Raw genomic sequence first — 15,508 nt, 5'->3', positions numbered from 1 at the left:
TTTTGCAATAAATATCAACACCAAGTATTTTAATATCTTTCATCACCTGCTCTTTATTTAAAATAGAAATTCTGTGTTGGCGCATTATAACGCCCCCTTTAAAGAGCGCACTTTTCATTGGGTTGTTGTGCGTCATTTATAACGGGGTGGTGGCCTCATGGAGCCAATCGTTTAATTCATTGGCCGGTAATAAGTCCCTTAGGGTTTGGTAAACTCGTTGATGGTAGTCATTAATTTGCTGGATTTCTTCAGAGGTGAGCAAGTTAGGATTAATTAATTTACGGCAATAAGGAACCAGTGTGAGATCTTCAAAACTGTAAAAAGGCCCGTCCCCGGTGAGGCTGTCGTCAACGGTGAACTTTTCCGTGACCAGGCAAAGATTTTCAATTCGGATTCCATATTTATTGGTTAAATAAACACCCGGTTCGTTGCTCACAATCATTCCAGGTTGCAGAGGAATGCCGGTATAACGAGAAGTTATTGCCTGCGGCCCCTCGTGGACACAGAAATAGCTGCCGACGCCGTGTCCCGTGCCGTGTCCATAATCCAGTGCCTCACGCCATAAAAATTGATGCGCTAGGGCATTGAGATGTTCCCCGCAAGCCCCTTTCGGGAAAACAGCCTGGCGAATCGCTAAATGCCCTTTGAGCACTAAGGTATAAAGGCGTTTTTCTTCTTCTGTAGGAGTTCCAAGGTGAATAGTTCGGGTAATGTCCGTGGTTCCACAATGATATTGGCCGCCCGAATCAATTAAATAGGGTGCCGAATCATTAATGCTGGCATCAGTATCGGTTGTTGCCGAGTAATGCACAATCGCACCATGCGGACCAAATCCACTAATGCTGGGAAAACTTAAATCCAGACAACGAGAATCACTGCGGCGGAAAAATTCCAATTTTTCAGCTGCTGATATTTCAGTCACTCCCGATTGCCAATGATTTTCAAGCCAGTGTAAAAATTGAATCATCGCAATGGCATCGATAATATGCGCTTCTCTCGCTCCTTTTTGTTCCACGGGATTTTTTAATGCTTTTGCCAATGTAATAGGTGATGGTTTTAAAATAATAGAAGCTACGTTTTTTAACTGGTCTCGAAGCCATAAATTAGTCGCTCCTGGGTCCAGCCATACCGAGCCTGATAATGACTCTAGCGATTTTCCGATACTTTCATAAGGCTCTATGTGAACGGGAATTTTTTTAAAATAAGATCGATCCTCTTCAATAATTTTGTGAGGGTCTACAAAAAGACTAGCTTCGTTTTGCGTAATGACAGCATAACTAATAACCAACGGATTATAAGCAACGTCATTGCCACGAATATTAAAAAGCCACGCAATAGCGTCTAGCGTATTTAAGATGATGGCATCTACACTCTCTTTTTGTAACGTCTGACGCAGAGCCGCTAATTTATCTTCCGCGCTAAGACCGGCGTATTGCAACGGTTGAAGTTGAATGGATGCTTTGGGAAGCAGCGGCTGATCTTCCCAAACGCGATCGATTAAGTTTTTATCAATGGCTAATAATTTTCCATTTTGTTTTTCTAAAGCGCGGTGAATTTTTTTGGTCTGTTCAAGATTAATTAACCGGGGGTCAACGGCAAAAACAATGCCGTTTTTTTGCTGAGTTAACCATTGCTCAATCGCGGGTGTTTCACCTTGTCCCATTTTCATTAAATAATAGAGGGAATCGTCGAGCTGTTGTGCGGCTTGAAGAAAATAACGCGGGTCTGTCCACAAAAAAGCTTTATCGATTCCAACGACTACATCGCCCGCTGATCCCGTAAAACCACTAATCCAGGCGCGCCGTTGCCAACAGGAAGGAACGTATTCGTTTTTATGAGGGTCGGTGGAAGGAACGTAATAATAATCGACCCCCATTTCATGCATTAAACGACGTAAGGCTGATAGGCGGTCGGCAATAAGATTGGTCATATTTTCCCTCTCTCAATTGAAGTGTCCTTATAATATACATAATACTCGATTTCGCTATTAGCCGCGAGCCTTAACATGGTAGGATGTAATATCCCATTTTATTCTCCCACTGGAGAGAAGGGATATTTAAAATTCAGATACACTAACATGAATCAAACTGACATCATCATCATTGGCGCCGGCCTGGTAGGCACCAGCGTGGTGGTGGCCTTACAAGGTCACGGGATAAGAATCAAAATCCTTGAGCACCATTTGCCATCAGCTGCCGTAACTTCATCGAACGATGTAAGACCGCTGACGTTATCTTTCGGTAGTTATCAAATTTTGAAAAACCTGGGGGTAGAGGATGGTTTAGCGAATGAGGCTTGTCCGATTTCGACGGTTCATGTGTCGGATCTAGGAGCGCTGGGCGCGCTTCGTTTTCACGCGGGTGAATTTAATGTGCCTGCCTTAGGCTATGTCGTGTCTTTTTCAAAATTGCAACAGAGCCTTTATCAACGAGCTGCTTTGCAAAAAAACGTGGAGATCGTTCCTATCTCGACTATTGATGATATTCAATGCAATTCGAATCATGCGCAGGTTATTTTTTCGACAATAAATGGGCAGCAACAGTTACAAGCTGCTTTATTAATCGCCGCCGATGGGACCCACTCCACAGCACGTCGCTTATTAAAAATTCCCGTTGAAAAAGAGAACCAAAACGAAGTGGCGCTTATTGCTTTATTGCGCTTAAAACAGCCCCACAACCAGATTGCTTACGAACGCTTTACCTCACAAGGGACGCTAGCCCTTTTGCCGCTTTTTCAAGCTAACCAATGCCGATTGGTCTGGACGTTACCGAAAACAAAAGCAGATAAGGTCGGGCAGTGGTCTGATGACGAATTTTGCGCGGTATTAGATCGGATTTTTAAACCTTATATTGGCGCTATCCAATCCGTTGAGCGTGGAAAACTCTTTCCACTACAAATGTTAATTGCCCAAGAACAAGTTCGCCCAAGTTTTGTTATGCTTGGTAATGCTGTGCATACGCTGTATCCTATTGCTGCTCAAGGATTTAATTTAGGATTGCGAGACGCGGCTGTGCTAAGCGAAGTGTTAATCGACGCACGCCGTCAATTAAAACCGTTAGGCGATATCCGCTTTTTGCAAGCATATAGTCGATGGCGGAAAGCCGACCAAGCGCGAATAACGGGATTAACTCGCGGTCTTTCGCAATGGTTTGGTGTACAGTTCCCATTAGCCAATCAGGCGCGAGGGTTTGGTTTATTGGCGACGGGTTTGTTACCCCCGTTTAAAAAACGTTTAGCCAAACGCCTAATGGGTCTTTCTGGTCAGTTACCGCAATTAATGCAAGGATTGAAATTGGATGACGCAATCTGAGTTCAAGAAAAAACCGATAGCCATTGTTGGCGCTGGAATGGTGGGATTATTATTGGCAAGGCTATTAGCAAAAGCCAAAATAAATACCGTCATTATCGAGGCAAAAAAACCGTTATTACGTTGGAATAAAGAAACTTTAGATTCGCGCGTGAGCGCTATTAATGCTGTTTCAACACGTTTGTTAAAAACGGTAGGCGTTTGGCAAGAGATTCGGAAACCGACTTATTCGCCTTTAGTTAAGTTAAAAGTTTGGGATGGTCTTAGCGGCGCTAAAATTACTTTTGATAGTGCCAAAGTAGGGGCTCGCGCGTTTGGTGCTATCGTTGAGAATCGTGAAATAATTCGCGCTTTATGGCAAAAATGCCAAGGGGACCTTTTAATCGAATTTATTTGTCCGGCAAAACCAAAACAATTGTTTCATACGATGAATTTCGTCGAGCTTGAATTAGATAACGATCGAAAAATTCAAACACCGTGCGTGGTGGGTGCCGACGGGGGGCATTCTTGGTTGCGCCAACATATGTCCATTGAAATTAATGAGCGACCTTACGAACAAAGCGCAGTAGTGGCTGTGGTCAAAACTGAAAATGCACATCAGCAAACAGGTTGGCAAGTTTTTTTACCAAAGGCTGTTTTAGTGTTGTTACCTTTGGCTGATCCACAGCATTGTGCCATTGTTTGGTCGGTGGCTACCGAAAAAGCCAATCATTTAATGACGTTGAATGAAACTGAATTTAATGAAGAATTAAATAATGCGTTTGGGTTGCGATTGGGAAAAATTCGACGACTCACTTACCCGAAAGCCATTCCCTTAATTATGCGCCATGCCAAAAAATACATCGGTTCACGCATGGCATTAATTGGCGATGCTGCGCATACGATTCATCCGTTAGCGGGACAAGGAGTTAATTTAGGTTTTATGGATGGGGCTTGTTTAGCTCAATGTTTTATCGACGCCCATCAAAAAAACCAGGGTCTTGGAAACTTACGCACATTGCGCCGTTATGAGCGTTGGCGAAAAGGCGATAATACAATAATGCTAGCCGCCATGCGTCTTTTTAAAGAATGTTTCAGTGTTCAGTTTCCATTTATTGTACAAGCGCGCAATATAGGATTAAATATTACGGATCGCCTTAACCCAGTTAAAAATTGTTTTATGAAAATTGCAATGGGTGAAGTGAGTGAACTACCTGATTTAATTAACCACACGCCATTATTTACTTAAATTAAAATTAAATTAATCAATTAATATTGACCCCATGGGTTAATATGTTACTGTCGTTTTAAATTCTTCTTAAGAAAATAAATTCCTTATTGTAAGATAATAAGAGGAGATTTTTTATGAGACAACTCGTTTCAATTCAAAGATAAACATGATGCTCCGTTGAAGAAAAAAGATTTGACAGCTTTGCCTCTAATGACTGTCGATTCGGTACTTGTATTTTTAATTAGATAAAAATAAAGTGATTGCTCCTTTTTCAAAGGATTATATTTTTACGACTGATGGTAATATTAAAAATGAATTTTCTGCTTACTTTAAGTAGGGGCTAGTGCTGCCCTTAGTATTTATACTTTGGGTCGAACTATTTTCAATGATTGGCAACTAAGAAAGGCGTATTATGCAAATCCTGAGAATCGGTTGCAGGAAATAGAAGTGAGGGGTTCCGAAAACACACAATTGTTAACTGATCCTGTAGAGTTAGAAGAAAATTCCAACGAATGTAAACGGGGAAACGCGCCCAGCCTTAAGGACCTTTTTTGAAAAACATCCATTTATTTCTATGGCATAGAATTTCAACTCTTTTGAAAACCACGTAGGGGATTCTAATATCGACGGCAACAATGAGTCCTCCTTTTCTGGGGCGTGTGGTTGATTTGATCAAAGATAATTTATCTTTTTAGTATTTAGTATGAAAGAATAAACTATATTTTATTTTATGGAAGTTACGCTGCTTTTGCAGTGTTGGCTTTGCTTTTAAATTGGATGAATTATCATGAAATGCAAATGCCATTGAAACTTTTTCTTAAAGAAGGTGGGAATAGTGAAAGACTTCGGGAGTGTAAATCCGCCTTGTTTTCGTTTCCTCACAATGATCAACCAGTCTTTGAACCAAATGTTGAAGAAAGTCGTCGTGTTCTATTATGTTAAGGATATTGACGCAATTTCGATCCTTTAGTAAAGCTAAAACTTAAACCCGTTATCCCGCTCCCTCATCGTCCCCCATGTAGGAGGGAACCCAGCGCACTACGTGCGCTGTGCGCTAAAAGCGCGCCTGGACTCCTGAGCGGGATCACCAAGTTTAAAAAGTTTCTTATCCATAGGCTGACTAGTTACAAAAAGATGTCCGTCGTTCCCGTGCGTGGGCCGTCTACTGACAGACAAAGAATCGAGGGCTTTCACAGCCGAAGTCACGGGAGTCCCGGCTAAAAGGCTAAGAAAAGCACCATCGGTGTTTTTCTTAGCCCCTAGTCTTTTAGGTCTCCTCCTGACTCCGCCGTGAAGGTTTTGTATGCTTCAATAATACAGCAGATGCCCCGCGGAGGGCGACGGGGTTTAAGTTTTTCACGCTTCACCACGGGTGGGTAATGATAGAGGCCCCTTGTATCTAAAAAATTACAGCCATCATAGTTAATGGAGCTCTTCCTTACATAAAAAAACTGTACACTCACGGGGGGTCCCCATTTTTCCGCTCAGAAAACGGCAACAAAAGGCGCTAGCCGGGCAGGCTACAATAATGGCGAAATGAAGTTAATGACTCTAATTGATTCAGATCATCAAAAATTTAGCCTGACTCACCTAAACCAGACAAAATTAATGATGGCACGATAGGTATACAGCTCCATTTAATCCCCTGCTTCTTTTGAGACCCCTTTTTCTCCGCCTCCTCTATCTATTGAGTGCGTATATTAATACACAAAATAAAAGTAGGATGCATTGGTTTTTTAAAATAATCTCTGCTTTTAAAAGTGGTTATTTATCCGACCAACTCCTTCTCGCAAATACTTCCCTCAACTTTAAATTTCAGTTAAAGTAAGCCTTCAATTTTTGCGTTGTCCAATGTAGGAAGGGATTTGTAATGTTCATACCTATGTTTAAAAAACTACGTGGTTTGATTTCAAACGATGTTTCAATCGATTTGGGGACAGCCAATACCTTGATTTATATGGTTGAGCAAGGTGGCATTGTGTTGAATGAACCATCCGTTGTTGCGATTCGTCGCGATGCTCGCGGGGGGCAAGAAAGCGTGGCTGCAGTGGGAACTGAGGCTAAGCGAATGTTAGGTCGCACCCCGGGCAATATTATAGCGACGCGACCGTTAAAAGACGGCGTTATTGCTGATTTTCACGTTACCGAAAAGATGTTGCAATATTTTATTCATAAGGTACATAAAACCCGATTCTTGCGTCCGAGTCCGCGGGTATTAATTTGCGTTCCTTGTGGCTCCACTCAAGTTGAGCGTCGCGCCATTAAAGAATCTGCTTTAGGCGCAGGTGCGCGTGAAGTGTATTTAATTGAAGAACCAATGGCCGCTGCGATGGGCGCTGGTTTGCCGGTTGAAGAGGCTAGCGGTTCTATGGTGGTGGATATAGGCGGAGGAACGACTGAGGTCGCTATCATCTCATTGAGCGGTATTGTGTATGCGGAATCGGTGCGAATCGGTGGCGACCGTTTTGATGAGGCTATTATCAGTTACGTACGTCGTAATTACGGTACTTTGATTGGTGAAACTACGGCAGAGCGGATTAAACATGAAATTGGTGGTGCTTTTCCAAGCAATGAAGTAAAAGAAATTGAAGTACGAGGGCGCAATTTAGCCGAAGGCGTGCCTCGCGGTTTTACCTTGACTAACAACGAAATCCTTGAAGCACTGCAAGAACCCCTTTCGGGGATTGTGGGCGCCGTTCGCGCTGCTTTAGAGCAAGCGCCCCCTGAGTTGGCTGCTGATATTGCAGAAAGAGGAATGGTTTTAACAGGAGGCGGGGCCTTGTTAAAGGATATCGATCGTTTATTAATGGAAGAAACGGGCTTGCCAGTAGTGGCGGCTGAAGATCCTTTAACCTGTGTCGCCCGAGGTGGAGGACGAGCGTTAGAATTGATGCGTTCGATGGAAAGTGAATTTCTTTCACGGGATTAGGTAAAAATATCTTTGTGTAAAGGGAAGGCTATTTTCAAAAGTAAGAATGGCTACGCATGCTGGCTCCCGCTGGTGCAGCGTGATGTATGAACAAGTTAATTTTTAAACGCTCTTCGATACCTGGGCTGCGCACCCTTATTTACATAGTCCTAGCGATCGCATTGGTCGTTTTAGATCAGAAGGTCATTTTTTTCCAAAAAATACGGGCTTATTTAGCCCTTACGGCTCTTCCCCTTCAATATTTAGTCAGCGTCCCCGTAAAGACCATCCATTGGATTGCTATCAATATCACTACTCAGGAACAGTTAGTGGCCGACAATGCGCGGTTACGCGCACACGAGTTGTTGTTGGAATCAAAACTGCAAAAATTGTTGGCGCTGGAACGGGAAAATGCCCAGTTACGGACATTGTTGAAATCTACCGCCTATGTGGGAGGCGCTCGTGTGGTGGTCGCGCAATTACTGGCGGTGAATTTAGATCCTAACCTTCAACAGATTATTGTGGATAAAGGGATGAGGAATCATATTTATGTAGGCCAACCTGTGCTTGATGCCTATGGTGTGGTTGGGCAAGTGATTCACACTGGCCTGCTGACGAGTAAAGTAATGCTTATTTCTGATCCTAAAAGTGCTGTTCCCGTGCAAGATTATCGCAATGGCATTCGTGCCATCGCTCTTGGCATGGGTAGCTCAGGGAAGCTCCTATTGATCAATGTTCCCGATACCAGTGATATCCAAAAAGGCGACCTTTTCGTATCTTCAGGGTTGGGATTGCGCTACCCGGTAGGCTATCCTGTGGGAGTGGTGTCTGAGCTTGAACGTGATCCGACTAAACAATTTGCAACGATTACTTTACAACCTTCGGCTCATCTTGATCAATCCCAGCAAGTATTGATGACTTGGCCGAACAAAGCCTCGTTGGCTCAAGACGTCCGTCAAGAATTGAACTTAAAAGAGAAAGAGAAAGAGAAAGAGTAAGAATAATGGAAGGTAATTATGTCAAAGACTTGTTAGGTACTGGCCTCACGCTAATAACGGCGATGATGTTGACGATATTGCCTTTACCAGCATGGGCCGTCTGGTACCAACCCGCTTGGATTTTGATAGTGCTGTTATTTTGGATGATTGCTCTTCCGTATCGGGTGGGGATAGGGGCTGCTTTCATCTGGGGGCTGCTTTTTGATTTGCTGTCAGGCACGATATTGGGACAACATGCGTTGATATTCACCATCATCGCTTATTTTATTATCCGCTTTCAAGCGATCATACACAGCCTGCCGAATTGGCAGCAAATGATACTCGTTTTTATCGCCACCGCTGTTTATTTAGCGTTACAATATTGGATTATGGCGATGGCTGGCGCATCACCAGCGACAGCGAAATATTGGCTATCCCTCATGAGCACGACTCTCTTGTGGCCTTGGGTACGAGTTTTATTAAAAGATTATCAGAGTCGTTTTAGATTAGGTTAATGATTAAAATTCTCCTACGAAGCTGTTTGAAATGGGGAATGATGACAGCGGCGAGTCTTATCATTCTCTTTGCCGTTCTCATCAGCGGTGTCCGTCTAACCGTTCCGCTCCTCAACCACCAACGCAATTTTTTTGAGCATTGGGCAAGTCATGCCTTACATCAACCGGTTCATATTGGCCAAATCACCACAAGCTGGTATGGCTTCAATCCCGTATTAACCTTCCAGAAAGTTATCGTGACGGGTCCCACCCACAAATCATTGTTGCGCGTTAGCCAACTCTCCATTAGTGTTAATCTCTTTCAAAGCCTAATTCATTGGCGTTTATTCCCCGGGCATGTCTGGTTGTCGGGAGCACGTTTCAACGTGGTTGAGGGAAAAGATGGTAAATTGAACGTCGAGGGCATGATCGTGCAAAAAAAACAGGTCTTTGCTGATTTAGGCGAGATGAAAAAAGTTTTTTTGGGCCTGCTGAATCAGTCCAATCTCATGTTGAAAAACATTGATATTTATTATCATACGGTTGAAGGCCAGCTAATTCCTCTTACGCATTTACGTCTTAAAGTGACTAATGGGCTATTGCATCAACAAATAGTGGGTGTAGGAAGTTTATCTCAAAGCATCCTCCCTACTCGATTTCAATTTTTATTGCAAGGATCTTCCAAAAACGCCGAATTATATCTGGATATTAAAAATCTTGTTTTCTTCCAATGGGAAAGTAGTTATTTCCTCCAAAAATATTTTAAAACGATATCGTTGACAGATGGTCGTGGGAATGTGCAACTGTGGGCTAAATTTAAAAACAATGAGCTTGAATCTGTTCAAAGCGTTGTGAAAAGCAATCAGGTTCGTTTAAGCATGGCCAAATCACATTCCCCTCTTTTTATCGATCGACTCAACGCTAATTTATATTGGCAACATTATGCGAACGGTTGGGGATTAACGGCCGATCATATGAATTTGCAAATGAATGGAAGGCAATGGCCCGAACATACTTTTGGCGTCCGCGTCACGCACTCCCAATCGGGAATAGGTCTTTTATTGAAAAACGATTATTTTAATTTGTCTGATATACAAACTCTCACCGCTGAAATAGGCTATCAGCCGAAACGAATTCAAACCCTGTTTCAGAGATTAAAACCTTCAGGGATATTGCGACATTTTACTTTACTTTATTCTGAACGCTCACAAACGCCTTATTATCAAATCATAACTGGCTTTGAAGATTTAAATTTTCAACCCAAAGACGGTTGGCCCGGGGAAGCGCATTTAATGGGTGCAATTGATGTCACAGCGGATCACCCAGCATCGGGTTGGCATTTTCAAGTATCACAATCGAATATTCAAAATAACAATTTATATTGGCGCGGCGAAGGGTTTTTATCGCTGCCAGCGAAAGGCTCTCCTTTTGTTAATTTGCACGGGAAAATCAGTCTAAAAAACATAAATGCCATTAAAAATTATTTTCCCTCTCGCAGTCTAAGTCCTCATTTACGAGCGTGGTTAAATCAAGCATTTTCAACGGGAAAAATCACCAGTGGAACGGTGAATTTTAAAGGACCGTTGGATCGGTTCCCTTTTCTTCATCAAGAAGGTTCTTTTGATGCTGTTACTAATGTTGATCGTGTTACCTTGAATTACCATTCTGGCTGGCCCGCTTTACAAAATATCAAAGCCAAGGTAATGTTTCATAACAATCAATTATGTATTGTAGCGTCTCATGCAAACATATCCGGCAATCCCTTGGACAATTTGAAAGCGGTTATTCCTGACCTGAAAGACCCTGTTTTATCGGTGAGTGGACATTCGACATCAAATTTTGTCAACGGATTTAAATTTTTAAAAGCTGCTCCACTTTCTGTTGCCAAACGAATGCAAAGCACTACCGTTCAGGGTCCCATGAATTTAAATTTAAAACTGAGAATACCGCTGGATCATTCCAATCAAAAGGTGAGAGCTGAAGGGCAGTTAGTCGTTAAGGACGGCCAATTTTCCTTAAACAACTGGGAAATAATACTCGACCATATCAATGGTAATTTCCACTTTATTAATGAGGATTTTTCTGCTGACCAGGTTTTTGCAAACTGGTTGGGGCTACCGATCGCATTCCATATTGCAACACTTAATCCCTCGAGTCAATCGCCCGTTTTTCAATTTGAAATGAGCGGCGAGCTTGCTATGCGAGCATTACAGAAAAAATTTAAATGGTCTGTTTTAAATTATTTAAATGGAGAAACTACTTATCGGGCACTTTTAAATTTACATGGGAAAAACTCGCAACAAGGCAGTTTAAGTATCGAAACCGATTTAAGCGGCATCCAATCCACATTACCTGCACCTTTTAACAAATTGTCTCAAGATGTTAGTCTTTTAATTTCCCACCTTTCTTTTTATGGGAATAAACTTTCAAACATTAAAGTGTATTATCAGGATTCTTCTAACGATGTAGCAACCTCGCTGCTTGTTTCACCCGTTAATAAAGGCTGGTCCGTCGATATTCAAAATCCATTAATAGAGGGGAATCTTCTAATTCCTAATCGACTTGATGATTATTGGCGAGGGTATTTTTCACGTCTTTATTTGCCTGAATTTAAAGCTAAGAAGAAACAATGGAATTCACAGGCGTTTCCGCCGGTGGACTTAGTGGTTGATAACTTCTACTATAGTAAAAAAATATTGGGAAAATTAGCCTTGCAAACTTCACGAAGCATGGAGGGTTTAAGAATTGATAAGCTTACTGTAATAGCGCCTTTATTTAATATTGATGCGACAGGAATGTGGCGAACGAAAATAGGACGCTCGCAAACAACCCTTTCTGGAAGTTTTACGAGTCCTAATTTGGGTGATCTGCTAAAACAATGGAAAATTACCCGCGCCCTAGATGGTGGAAAAGGCCGAGCGGATTTTTCCGTCAAGTGGCCGGGATCGCCTGACCAATTTAAAGCTGCTCAATTGAATGGCGATATTAAACTTAATTTCTATAGCGGACGAGTTAGCGAATTAACAAAAACCACTGAATCAGAACTGGACTTCGGCCGACTTCTCAATTTATTTAGTCTGCAATCGCTTCCGAAATTGCCGCTAAATTTCACCAATTTTTCTAAAAAAGGTTTTGCTTTTAATTTTTTGAGAGGTAATTTTTTATTATCAAAAGGAGTGGCAAAAACACAGAATGCTTCGTTAGTTGGGGATGTGGCATGGGTGCGAATCAAAGGACTCATTGGATTTGCAAATAAAAATTATGATTTTCATTTACAAGTGGTACCAAATATTACTTCGATATTACCATTAATTCTGGGCCTCGCTGGTGGACCGTTGGCTGGCGTAATCACCTGGATGGCCGATAAAATACTAGCCCCTTATGTTGGCAAAGCGGCACAGGTGAATTACCATATTACGGGCTCTTGGAATAAGCCTGATACACACTGCCTGCACCCGCAGAAACTGAACTATCCTCCTAAAATGGGTTTTTAAAGAACTTTAATTTTTAATTAAGGTTTTTTCGGTACAAATTCAACTCTTTCTTGGACATTTATTTATGAGTGATTTAATCCAAACGGCCTCCGATTCTCTCTTACGACCTTTCGATATCAATGCTAACTTTTTGGAAAAATCATTGGGCGAGCGATAGAGCGCTTCGCTGATGGCGCTGACATCTTTTTACAAAATATTCAGGAAGAAAGTTGGTTTTTGGAAGATGGAATTGTAAAAGGGGGTGGTTTTAGCATTGATCGTGGATTTGGATTGCGCGTTTTAAGCGGTAAAAAACGGGCTTTGTTTTGCAGATGACATTAACGTGAAAGCATTGCTCCAAGCTGCTCACTCGGCGAAAAGCATAGCGTATTCCCAAAGCGGCCAATCGGTCAATGTGCTGCATAAAACGTTGGTTCGGCCTTTGTACCCTCCTTCTAATCCGATTAATTCAATGCCGGCGGCTGGCATCGTTGATTTATTAAGGCGAGTTGACGATTATGCTCGAGCAAAAGATCCGTGGGCTAAACAAGTCATTGTGAGTTTAACCGGCCAAAATGAAGTCCTACTTATTCTATAAATAGCGACGGATTGATGGCGGCGGATTTGCGTCCGTTGGTCAGTATGTACGTCCACGGGATTGTTGAAAAGAATGTCCAGCGGGCTCAGGGCAGCGGAGGTGGCAAGGGGGCTTGGGGCGGTTATAAATGCTCACTTCGGCGACGTTTCAATACGCCGACAAAGCGGTTTACCAAGCGTGTTTAAACTTAAAAGCTGATAATTCGCCTGCAGGCACACCTTTCCAATCGTATTGGGGGGCGGGCCCCCCGGTTGGCCGGCAATTTTATTGCATGAAGCGATCGGGTATGGTCTAGAAGGCGACTTTAATCGCAAAGGCAGCTACGCATTTAGCGGACGGTTAGGAGAACGAATGGCTTCTTCTTTATGCACCGTGGTGGATGATGGAACAGTTCCGGACCGACGAGGATCGTTGAGCATAGATGACGAAGGAACAACGACGCAAAAAACCGTATTAATTGAAAAAGGCATTCTAAAAAAAACTATATACAAGACCGGCACAACGCTCCTCATTTAATGAAGATGTCCCCCACGGGGAACGGACGACGTGAGTCCTACGCTCATTTGCCTATGCCTCGGATGACGAATACTTATTTGTTACCCGGAAAAGTGATTCTCAAAAAATTATTGCTTCGGTAGAAAGAGGATTGTATGCGGTTGATTTCTCCGGGGGACAGGTCGATATCACTTCTGGGAACTTTGTTTTTTCGATCAGTGAGGCTTATCTCCTTGAGAAGGGGAAAGTAACCCCACCTGTGAAAGGCGCTACTTTAATTGGCAACGGACCGGATGTGTTGACTAAAGTCTCAATGGTATGAAATGATTTAGTTTTAGATTCAGGCATAGGCACATGTGGAAAAGCCGGCCAATCTGTCCCTGTTGGTGTTTGGCAACCGACCATTAAAGTCGATGCTTTAACGGTAGGGAGAATAAATCATCCAGCATTTCTATACTAATTTCAGGAAATTGTCATTCTTGGTCGATGCATTCTTTAGTTTGCACAATGGCTTGTCGAATATTATTCGATAACATTTCACAAGGCGCATCTTCGCCTGAACAAGAAGCATCACATGTTTCTTTATCTGACCAGCGAGAGTTACGCCAACGATAATCCTTCTTTTGTCTTGTGAAGACACGACCCCAATGCTCCACGTTTTCCACAAAATAAGTCGCAATTTGATGCCATAATTGTCGGTATTCTTTTTCTTTATTTGACTTTACTATAGCCTCTATAAATAACAGCAAACATCCAATATTGCTCCATTTTCATTATCGCACCCCAATGTGCTTTACTAAAAAGCACATTGGGGTGCTATTAGTAGTAATAGACAAACGATTGCCTTTGCGCAAAATTAGGAGATCTTTTAATTTTGGGTTTTGTCGTAATTCTTACAGTGAAATAACCCCAGGGAATTTTTTCGGAATTTAATCGACCATTAGCCAACGTGAATTTCCGGCGTATTATTAGGATCATAATGATGATCTTCAGGATCTAGAGCTGTCAGATCCGGGTAACTTTCACGAACAATTTTAACCATCCCCACAATGCCAGGTTTTTCGCAGCGATAGCTTGTCGCTCTCGGATAATTTTATGGCACTCAGTCTTAAATTGGAATATCAAAATTTTTTACAAGAAGTTGTTTACTGATACCGTCCACAATGATTTGAAATTTCATTGAGGAGGGTTAAGCGAAACCATTGCTTGACAGTTATAGAAAGCAGTTGGTATAACCTGAGTTGTCAGAGGAAGGTTGGGCGAAACCTGCCTTTCGTTAATTGATGGAACTACCGAGAGGAATTTATGAATAAAAACGAACTTATTGAAATTATAGCACAATCAGCTGACATTTCAAAAAATGCCGCGGGCCGCGCGTTAGATGCATTTGTTGATTCGGTAACAAAATCATTACAAGAAGGTGAAGACGTGGTTCTTGTCGGTTTTGGTAGTTTTACAACCAGTCAGCGCGCAGCTCGAACGGGCCGCAATCCACAAACCGGCGACGCAATGCAGATTCCTGCTGTAACAGTGGCTCGATTTAGAGCCGGCAAAAAACTTAAAGACGCAGTTAATAAAGAAAAAGTGTAGACTTGATTAAGTACGGTAGATCAGTTATCTTCTGTGCCCCAGGGTCGATGATTCTGAGGCTTTTTTTGTATTTTGGGAGAGTGCTTGAGAAAATTTTGGGTGCTTAGCTCAGTTGGTAGAGTGTCGCCCTTACAAGGCGAATGTCGGGGGTTCGAATCCCTCAGCACCCACTATGCCTCAAAATTGTATTCTTAAGTTACAAAGGTAAGCCAGCGAAATGGGAGTGGTAGTTCAGTTGGTTAGAATACCGGCCTGTCACGCCGGGGGTCGCGGGTTCGAGTCCCGTTCACTCCGCCATTCTCTTGATTAGATGCCCATAAAGGTCTAGCAAAGTACCCCCTATGAGCGCAGCGAAATACGGGGGCGATAGACGAGATCATTATTTTCCCGTATTCTGCTTTGCTCCATACGTATAGGCCCTGGGTTGTTGTGTCAACAATCAGTTTTGACGAAAAG

6 protein-coding genes, 2 tRNA genes and 7 pseudogenes are annotated in these 15,508 nt (G+C 42.5%); 12 read left to right on the top strand and 3 right to left on the bottom strand.

Translation table 11 applies throughout. The annotated features are described in order from the left end of the window. Nucleotides 1–136: 136 nt before the first annotated feature. Nucleotides 137–1,961: pseudogene (locus tag FIV31_RS04930) on the bottom strand (aminopeptidase P family protein). Nucleotides 1,962–2,077: 116 nt separating this feature from the next. Here FIV31_RS04930 and ubiH point away from each other — a divergent pair. The 8 genes and pseudogenes from ubiH (at nt 2,078) to tldD (ending at nt 13,922) form a co-directional block, all read left to right on the top strand. Further along, nucleotides 2,078–3,310, top strand: coding sequence for a 2-octaprenyl-6-methoxyphenyl hydroxylase (gene ubiH / locus FIV31_RS04925; RefSeq protein WP_280124013.1), 1,233 nt, complete (start codon nt 2,078–2,080; stop codon nt 3,308–3,310). Then, nucleotides 3,297–4,535: a UbiH/UbiF/VisC/COQ6 family ubiquinone biosynthesis hydroxylase gene (locus tag FIV31_RS04920; protein ID WP_280124012.1), complete on the top strand. Its 1,239-nt coding sequence runs from the start codon at nt 3,297–3,299 to the stop codon at nt 4,533–4,535. The genes ubiH and FIV31_RS04920 overlap by 14 nt, the downstream gene beginning before the upstream one ends. Before the next feature lie 116 nt (nt 4,536–4,651). Further along, nucleotides 4,652–5,503, top strand: a pseudogene (locus FIV31_RS04915) (Dot/Icm T4SS effector MceA). An 896-nt stretch (nt 5,504–6,399) separates the two neighbouring features. After that, entirely contained in the window at nt 6,400–7,446 is a 1,047-nt protein-coding gene (locus tag FIV31_RS04910) for a rod shape-determining protein (protein ID WP_280124014.1), read from the top strand. 86 nt (nt 7,447–7,532) lie between these two features. Then, nucleotides 7,533–8,423: a rod shape-determining protein MreC gene (gene mreC, locus FIV31_RS04905; RefSeq protein WP_280124011.1), complete on the top strand. Its 891-nt coding sequence runs from the start codon at nt 7,533–7,535 to the stop codon at nt 8,421–8,423. Nucleotides 8,424–8,428: 5 nt separating this feature from the next. After that, the gene (gene mreD, locus FIV31_RS04900) at nt 8,429–8,917 is read left to right on the top strand and encodes a rod shape-determining protein MreD (RefSeq protein WP_280124010.1); all 489 of its coding nucleotides are present in this window, start codon (nt 8,429–8,431) and stop codon (nt 8,915–8,917) included. Beyond that, a pseudogene (locus FIV31_RS04895) lies at nt 8,917–12,377 on the top strand (YhdP family phospholipid transporter). Before mreD ends, FIV31_RS04895 begins: the two are co-directional and overlap by 1 nt. 77 nt (nt 12,378–12,454) lie before the next feature. Then, a pseudogene (gene tldD, locus FIV31_RS04890) lies at nt 12,455–13,922 on the top strand (metalloprotease TldD). A 16-nt stretch (nt 13,923–13,938) separates the two neighbouring features. On the opposite strand, the pseudogene FIV31_RS04885 reads toward tldD, so the two are convergent. Together FIV31_RS04885 and FIV31_RS04880 are read right to left on the bottom strand one after the other, a co-directional pair. Next, nucleotides 13,939–14,215: pseudogene (locus FIV31_RS04885) on the bottom strand (hypothetical protein); the annotation flags it as partial. A gap of 9 nt (nt 14,216–14,224) precedes the next feature. Further along, nucleotides 14,225–14,528 (bottom strand): annotated as a pseudogene (locus tag FIV31_RS04880) (EVE domain-containing protein); the annotation flags it as partial. A 239-nt stretch (nt 14,529–14,767) separates the two neighbouring features. On the opposite strand from FIV31_RS04880, the gene FIV31_RS04875 reads away from it, so the two are divergent. The 4 genes and pseudogenes from FIV31_RS04875 to FIV31_RS04860 all read left to right on the top strand — a co-directional run bounded on the left by FIV31_RS04875 (nt 14,768) and on the right by FIV31_RS04860 (nt 15,349). After that, on the top strand, nt 14,768–15,052 hold the full coding sequence (locus FIV31_RS04875; RefSeq protein ID WP_280124009.1) for an HU family DNA-binding protein: 285 nt from the start codon (nt 14,768–14,770) through the stop codon (nt 15,050–15,052). A 2-nt stretch (nt 15,053–15,054) separates the two neighbouring features. Beyond that, nucleotides 15,055–15,173: pseudogene (locus FIV31_RS04870) on the top strand (hypothetical protein); the annotation flags it as partial. Further along, nucleotides 15,150–15,222: transfer RNA gene (locus FIV31_RS04865), tRNA-Val, on the top strand. The pseudogene FIV31_RS04870 and the gene FIV31_RS04865, both read left to right, overlap by 24 nt. 50 nt (nt 15,223–15,272) lie before the next feature. Next, nucleotides 15,273–15,349, top strand: a tRNA-Asp gene (locus tag FIV31_RS04860). The last annotated feature ends 159 nt before the right edge of the window (nt 15,350–15,508 follow it).

It is taken from the genome of Coxiella endosymbiont of Ornithodoros amblus (genome assembly GCF_019425495.1).
GTDB lineage: Bacteria > Pseudomonadota > Gammaproteobacteria > Coxiellales > Coxiellaceae > Coxiella.
The sequence above is the reverse complement of the archived record's forward strand: the minus strand, read 5'-3'. Positions and strand labels throughout refer to the sequence as shown.